Source organism: Sporosarcina sp. FA9, assembly GCF_051550205.1.
Lineage (GTDB): Bacteria > Bacillota > Bacilli > Bacillales_A > Planococcaceae > Sporosarcina.
In genome coordinates, this window is record NZ_CP188819.1 from 25,509 (window position 1) to 32,500 (window position 6,992).

Below are 6,992 nucleotides of genomic sequence, written 5' to 3' on the forward strand. Positions count from 1 at the left end.
GGAGAATCGTCAATTGAAAAATGAAATTAATATTGGATTATTAGGTTTTGGTGTTGTTGGAAGTGGAGTAGCAAAAATTTTGAACGATCATAGAATTGATTTACAGCATAAACTTGGAGTTCCTGTGGCCATAAAAAAGGTGTTAATAAAAGATAAATCTAAAAAAAGAGATACCCAATTAGACCCCGAGGTATTCACGACGAATTTGGATGAAATACTAAACGATCCAACAATTGATATAATAGTTGAGGTAATGGGTGGTATTTCTGAAGGGAAAGAAGCAATCGAACTTTCTCTTAATGCTGGAAAGGCTGTTGTAACAGCAAACAAAGACGTCATGGCTGAAAGTGGTCATGAGCTACTAAGACTTGCAGATGAGAATAAATGTGATTTGTTTTATGAAGCGAGTGTTGGAGGCGGTATCCCTCTTATTCGTACTATGGAGGACGGGCTTGCATCCGACCGTATTACTGCATTAACGGGGATTGTGAATGGTACGACAAACTTTATATTAACAAAAATGAAATATGAAAAAATGTCTTATGAAGATGCCTTAGCAGAAGCAACGGAACTCGGTTTTGCGGAAGCAGATCCTTCTTCTGACGTTGATGGCATTGATGCTGCACGGAAAATGGTTATTTTAGCATCACTTGCGTTTTCAATGGAAGTAAGGCTCGATGATGTATTTGTTCGAGGGATGAAAGACATTAAAGACGGAGATTTGGAACTGGCTACAGGTTTAGGGTATACAGTGAAAATGGTCGGTTCTGCAGAAATGGATGAAGGCGGCATTGCGGTGTCTGTTGAACCTGTTCTGTTCCCGGATTCACATCCCCTGGCAACTGTAAACAATGAATTTAACGCAGTATATATATATGGCGATGCAGTTGGCGAGACAATGTTTTACGGACCTGGTGCTGGTTCTTTACCTACAGCAACTTCTATTACAGCGGACGTTATTGCGGCATGCCGTAATTTGCTCTTAGGAGTGAACGGAAAAAGACTTCATTCATCTCAACACGAACGGAAATTAAAAGAAGATTGTGATCGATTTGCACGTTATTTCCACCGTATTTTAGTGAAAGATAAAATTGGTGTCTTGTCCAACTTAGCAGCAATTTACAGCAAACATGCAGTGAGTTTGGCATCCGTTGTTCAGCATCCGTCTAATGATCAAGTGGAAAATGCTGAGCTAGTGTTCATTACACACCGCATGTCTCGACAACAACATCTAGATGTATTACAAGAACTTAATAACACCCCCGAAGTAATTAGTGTGTTAAGCCATTATCGGGTGGAAGGGGAATAATGACAATGAGATGGAATGGATTATTAGAAAACTATAAAGATATGCTGCCGGTGACGGATAAGACACCTATGCTTACATTGCATGAGGGAAACACTCCTCTTATATATTTGGAAAACCTATCGAAGGAATGGGGAATTGAACTTTACGTAAAAGTTGAAGGAGCCAATCCTACTGGTTCATTTAAAGATCGTGGAATGGTTATGGCTGTAGCGAAAGCAAAAGAGGAAGGTAAAAAAGTTCTCATTTGTGCTTCTACAGGAAATACATCCGCGTCGGCTGCCGCATATGGAGCACGTGCAGGTATGCGAACAATCGTAGTTATTCCAGAAGGGCGAATCGCTCTTGGGAAATTGGCGCAGGCAAAAATGTACGGTGCAGAAATTCTTGAAATTGAAGGGAATTTTGACGAAGCACTAAGAATGGTTCGTGAAGCAGGCGAAGGAGACATCGCACTTGTAAATTCGGTGAATCCGTATCGTCTTGAAGGACAAAAAACAATTGCGTTTGAAACAATTGACCAGCTTGGCAAAGTACCAGATATATTTGCGCTTCCCGTCGGCAATGCAGGCAATATTTCTGCAGCTTGGAAAGGCTTTAAAGAATATGCAGATAAAAAAGGTACGGCTCTTCCAGAACTTCTAGGTGTACAAGCAGATGGTGCCGCACCAATCGTATATGATCGTATTTTTGAAAATCCTGAAACGGTTGCTACAGCAATACGTATTGGTAATCCCGCGAGTTGGGATCTTGCCAAAAATGCACTTGCTGAATCCAATGGAACAATTCTTGCTGCAACAGATGAAGAGATTCTAGAGGCATATAGCTTAATTGCTTCTGCCGAAGGAATCTTTGCAGAACCAGGTTCATGTGCATCGATTGCAGGAGTGAAAAAACAAGTAGAGAACGGCAAACTAAAGAAGGGCTCGGTTGTCGTTGCAGTTCTAACGGGAAACGGACTTAAAGATCCTGATACAGCAATTGAGGTAAATAAAGAAAAGTCATTAATGTCGCGTGAAGAGTTTGACCAATTACTGAGTGAGTTGAAAGCGGGGACAAAGTGATGAATGTACCGGGATTTTCGGTGGTCGTTCCAGCGTCTACCGCGAACCTCGGCCCTGGTTTTGACAGCGTTGGGCTTGCACTTGGTCTTTATATGACTGTCGACGTTGTTGCATCGGAAGTGTGGGAAGTTTGTTATGTAGATGATGGATTTGAGGGTTTAACAACAGGTGAGGATAATTTAATTGTTACAACGATTTTAAATGTTGCAAAGCAATATGGAAAAAACTCGCCAATTTTAAAACTTGTTATTAAGTCAGACATTCCCTTAGGAAAAGGTTTTGGAAGTAGTGCTTCGGCAATTGCGGCAGGTATTGAAATCGTGAATCAAGTGCTTACTTTGGATCTATCCGATCATGAAAAGGTGAAATTGGGAAGCCAGCTAGAAGGACATGCCGACAATGTATCGGCTGCACTTTTAGGGGGAGCGGTTATATCCTACTTTGATGGTGAAAACATGGGTTTTATACATGTGAAAGAACCTAAAGTTGGGGTAGTCGTTCTTGTTCCACCAAACGCACTGGCTACTGAAGAGTCAAGAGGACTTCTTCCGGAGCAACTCTCTCATAAAGAGGCCGTTCGCAGTAGTGCAGCAGGCTGTGTTCTTGCTGCAGCGATTGTTCAGAATGACTGGGGTATGGTTGGACAGATGATGGAGAAAGACGGATTCCATGAGCCGTATAGAAAGCGTTTATTTCCGGACTTTGATGCAATTCGATTGGCTTGTAAGGAGTTAGGGGCGTATGGCATGACGATTAGTGGCGCAGGGCCGTCCCTTTTTGTTGCAGTAGAGGCGGGGTTAGAAGATGAGGTTGCTGGGAAGTTAGCGGCACTATTTTCTTATTATGATTGCGTAGCTGTTCAACCATCCGCAACAGGTTCGATAATAAAGTGAGTTACCATAGAAAAAGTAGCGGACTCAATCAATGAGTGTTGCTGCTTTTTTGTTTGTTAATAAATTACTTTTGTGCTTTTTCAGTTGAAGTTTCTATGAGTGTGTAGTTCTCAATATCGCTTGGCACTTGCGATGGCCTTACGCAAGGAGCTCGACAGAAAGTGCACTGCCGATCTCCTTGCAACGGCTCACGCTTGACGCTTCTGCACTCGTTTGCTGCTTCTCCAAGAGTGTGTGTTTGGGGTTCCTATTGGATTGCGGGTGGGTTTTGTGTTGCTTTAGGGGTATATTAGGTCTGTTTTTCAGAGTAGAGCCTGAAATATGATAATAAAAAAGGCCGCCAATATGGCGACCTTAGAAGTTTTTGATTAGGTTGTGTTTAGATAAATTCGTTACTAAGTAATGAATTCAATCTCCAAACTTATGCGCTAAGTTTAAAATATGGAGGAGGAAGAGGGATTCGAACCCCCGCGGGTTTTGACACCCCTGTCGGTTTTCAAGACCGATCCCTTCAGCCAGGCTTGGGTATTCCTCCGTGACAACAATTAATAATTTATCATGTTTTAAAAGGTATGTCAACAGTTTTATTAATATAAGAAAGATTTATTTTTCATTTGATTTTTATCGTTAGGATATGTATACTTAGAAATGCCGTGCTAGGTGGGGAGATAGCGGAGCCCTGTAACTTGCAATCCGCTCTAGCAAGACTGAATCCCTTCCCGAGGCTGTCCACATGTAGGGTCTGCCTTTTGCACGTAGTGTTGACGTTTGGGTCCTACGCAATGGGAACCCATGAACTATGTCAGGTCCGGAAGGAAGCAGCATTAAGTGGAATTTCTCATGTGCCGTAGGATCGCCTAGACTGAGCTGGCGACAGGAGTAACGCTTATGTTTGGCTGTCAGAGGAAGGTGCACGGCATTACATATACCATTCGACTCGTCCATTAACTTGGGCGAGTTTTTTTAACTGCATATCATTTGTTGATGATTGTCAGAGGCGTTTATATGACAAGCTGTGATAACGAATTTAAATGCACGTATTTAAGGTGTAATTGGAATAGAGTAAAAGGTTTTAGAAAACAATTTGTGCTATAATATGAATCATTAACGCATTGCGGTAGAAGGAGAGGAAACTGTTGGTGTATCAAGCTTTTTACCGTGTCTATCGGCCTCAGTCATTTCTTGAGATGTCCGGTCAGCAGCATGTGAAACAGACGCTACAAAATGCCCTCCTACATAATAAGACTACACATGCATACTTGTTCTCTGGTCCAAGAGGGACTGGAAAGACAAGTGCTGCTAAAATATTTGCGAAAGCATTAAACTGTGAGAACGGCCCTGCAAAAGAACCATGTAACGAGTGCTCGACATGTCTTAGTATTACTGATGGCTCGAATACAGATGTCATAGAGTTTGATGCAGCATCTAATTCGCGCGTTGAAGAAATGCGAGAAATTATTGAGAAAGTTCGATTTGCACCATCTAGCTCACGATTTAAAATCTATATTATTGATGAAGTCCATATGTTGTCCAATTCTGCTTTTAATGCTCTACTGAAAACGCTTGAGGAACCTCCATCTCATGTTGTTTTCATTCTCGCTACAACTGAACCTCATAAACTACCGCTCACAATAATTTCTAGGTGCCAACGTTTCGACTTCAAACCTTTGTCTCCGTTTGATATTATTGAGCGAATGAAAGTTATTCTGACTGACGCAAGCATCGAATCAGATGAAGGAACTTTGAAAGTGATTGCTCAGGCGGCGTCGGGTGGAATGCGTGATGCACTTAGTATGCTTGATCAAGTTGTATCGTTCAGTGGAAATAAACTAACAGTTGAAGATGCGCTTCTAGTAACAGGTTCAATCGGCGAGGATATTTTTTATCAAATGGCGAAGGCTTTGCAAGATAAAGATGCAGGCACCATATTATCGTTGCTAAACCAACTTATTATAGAAGGTAAAGATGTCTCTAGATTAGCGGAGGATTTAATTACTTTTTTTCGAGACTTACTGCTCCTTCGTACTGCGCCAGAACTGGATAACCTTCTTGAAATCATATCAGGCGAAGAACGTTTCAAGTTGTTGGCTCAAGAGTTTAATCCAGATACTCTCTATTCATTTATTGATGTGCTTGCAAAAACACAGCAAGAAATGCGTTTTTCAAATCACGCGAGAGTATATATAGAATCTGCATTACTGAAAATGGTGAATTTCAGCGCCAGTCCAGTTCAACAAGGAAACAAACAGGTAGTTGATACTGAACTCTATGAAAAAGTGATTGGTTTGGAAAAAACAATTGAAGAGTTAAGGAAACTGATTGCAGCAGGGGTAAATACGGGGCAACCAGTTGCGGGCGTTCAACAACCTAGAAAGAATGTTTCCAAGTCGCCTCAATCGTTCCGTATTCCCACAGGTAAAATAAATGAAGTACTAAAAGCTGCAACAAAGACTGATATACAAACGATTAGAGAAGAGTGGGCGGGGATGATGCAGACGATGCAGAAGTCTCATTCAGCACTTCTTGAAGAAACAGAGCCTGTTGCAGCATCAGACAATGCTTTTGTGTTAAAATTCAAATATGAAATCCATTGTCTTATGGCTTCCGAAAATACATCGCTACGATCTGATCTTTCAGAAGCACTAAGTTCTCGAACAGGTAAAGGGTATGAAGTGATTTATGTTCCTGAAGAAGGTTGGCTAAAAGTTAGGGAAGATTTCATTAGAAATAATAAGCTATCTCCGAAGAAGCCGGAAGAGTCCGATATATCTATTGAAGAGGCGGCAGCTGAAGAAATGCACTCTTTTGTACAAGAGGCAGAGCAAGAAAATATGGATCCCCTTGTTACTGAGGCGGAGAAGATTTTTGGCAAGGATTTCATTAAAGTGTTCAATGATTGAAAACTAAGAGGAGGAAACAAACATGCGTGGAAAAGGAAATATGCAAGGTATGATGAAGCAAATGCAAAAAATGCAAAAGCAGATGGAAGAAGCACAAGGGAAGCTAGGAGAAGAACGTCTTGAGGCTACAGCTGGCGGCGGCATGGTGAAAGTGATTGTTTCGGGAGATAAAGAAGTTGTCGAAGTAATTATCGATCCATCTGTCGTTGATCCAGATGATGTTGAAATTCTTCAGGACCTTATTGTTATCGCTACTAATGAAGCAATGAAGAAAGCTGAGGAACTAACGAACTCTACGATGGGACAATTCACGAAAGGATTGAACCTTCCTGGGATGTTCTAGGAGGAACTGATATGCATTACCCTGAACCTATATCGAAGTTAATAGATAGTTTTATGAAGTTGCCAGGAATCGGCCCAAAAACAGCGGGTCGACTGGCGTTTTTTGTTCTTAGTATGAAAGAGGACAGCGTGATGGAGTTTGCGAAAGCGCTTGTAGACGCCAAACGAAATCTGCGTTTTTGTACGACTTGCGGACATATTACGGATATCGATCCCTGTCACATATGTCAAGACCAGTCACGTGATGGTTCTCTCATTTGTGTTGTTCAAGATCCTAAGGATGTTATTGCCTTGGAAAAGATGAGGGACTATAAGGGTTTGTATCATGTACTGCACGGCGCAATCTCGCCAATGGATGGTATCGGTCCAGAAGATATTAATGTTTCCTCTCTATTAGTACGTTTACAAAACGAAGAAGTCGAAGAATTAATCCTTGCGACGAATCCGACGATTGAAGGAGAGGCGACCGCTATGTACATCTCTAGGC

At 41.6% G+C, this 6,992-nt stretch carries 6 protein-coding genes, 1 tRNA gene and 1 other RNA gene (1 of these 8 only partly in view); 7 read left to right on the forward strand and 1 reads right to left on the reverse strand.

Features of this window, described 5'->3' with window-relative positions; genetic code table 11:
• Positions 1 to 13 precede the first annotated feature (13 nt).
• Genes ACP8HH_RS00155 through thrB form a run of 3 tightly spaced genes read left to right on the forward strand, consistent with a single transcriptional unit; the run spans position 14 to position 3,263 of the window.
• Positions 14 to 1,309: a homoserine dehydrogenase gene (locus tag ACP8HH_RS00155; RefSeq protein ID WP_438314192.1), complete on the forward strand. Its 1,296-nt coding sequence runs from the start codon at positions 14 to 16 to the stop codon at positions 1,307 to 1,309.
• Between the two features lie 5 nt (positions 1,310 to 1,314).
• Entirely contained in the window at positions 1,315 to 2,370 is a 1,056-nt protein-coding gene (thrC, locus tag ACP8HH_RS00160) for a threonine synthase (protein WP_438314195.1), read from the forward strand.
• Complete coding sequence (gene thrB / locus ACP8HH_RS00165; protein WP_438314198.1) at positions 2,370 to 3,263, forward strand: homoserine kinase; 894 nt, start codon at positions 2,370 to 2,372, stop codon at positions 3,261 to 3,263. The genes thrC and thrB overlap by 1 nt, the downstream gene beginning before the upstream one ends.
• Before the next feature lie 442 nt (positions 3,264 to 3,705).
• Here thrB and ACP8HH_RS00170 read toward each other — a convergent pair.
• Positions 3,706 to 3,798: transfer RNA gene (locus tag ACP8HH_RS00170), tRNA-Ser, on the reverse strand.
• A 116-nt stretch (positions 3,799 to 3,914) separates the two neighbouring features.
• Here ACP8HH_RS00170 and ffs point away from each other — a divergent pair.
• From ffs to recR, 4 genes are all read left to right on the forward strand, one after another.
• Positions 3,915 to 4,180, forward strand: an RNA gene (gene ffs, locus ACP8HH_RS00175) — signal recognition particle sRNA large type.
• A 219-nt stretch (positions 4,181 to 4,399) separates the two neighbouring features.
• Entirely contained in the window at positions 4,400 to 6,163 is a 1,764-nt protein-coding gene (gene dnaX, locus ACP8HH_RS00180; RefSeq protein ID WP_438314200.1) for a DNA polymerase III subunit gamma/tau, read from the forward strand.
• A gap of 22 nt (positions 6,164 to 6,185) precedes the next feature.
• Positions 6,186 to 6,506: a YbaB/EbfC family nucleoid-associated protein gene (locus ACP8HH_RS00185; protein WP_438314203.1), complete on the forward strand. Its 321-nt coding sequence runs from the start codon at positions 6,186 to 6,188 to the stop codon at positions 6,504 to 6,506.
• 11 nt (positions 6,507 to 6,517) lie between these two features.
• Positions 6,518 to 6,992 carry the 5' portion of a recombination mediator RecR gene (gene recR, locus ACP8HH_RS00190; protein ID WP_438314206.1) on the forward strand. 122 nt of this gene lie beyond the right edge of the window, so 475 of the gene's 597 nt are visible here — the first part of the coding sequence; it begins with the start codon at positions 6,518 to 6,520; the stop codon falls past the right edge of the window.

Coding starts and splice junctions, on each gene's coding strand:
- thrC (WP_438314195.1), top strand. CDS start 1,315: ATGAGATGGAATGGATTATTAGAAAACTATAAAGATATGCTGCCGGTG.
- thrB (WP_438314198.1), top strand. CDS start 2,370: ATGAATGTACCGGGATTTTCGGTGGTCGTTCCAGCGTCTACCGCGAAC.
- ACP8HH_RS00185 (WP_438314203.1), top strand. CDS start 6,186: ATGCGTGGAAAAGGAAATATGCAAGGTATGATGAAGCAAATGCAAAAA.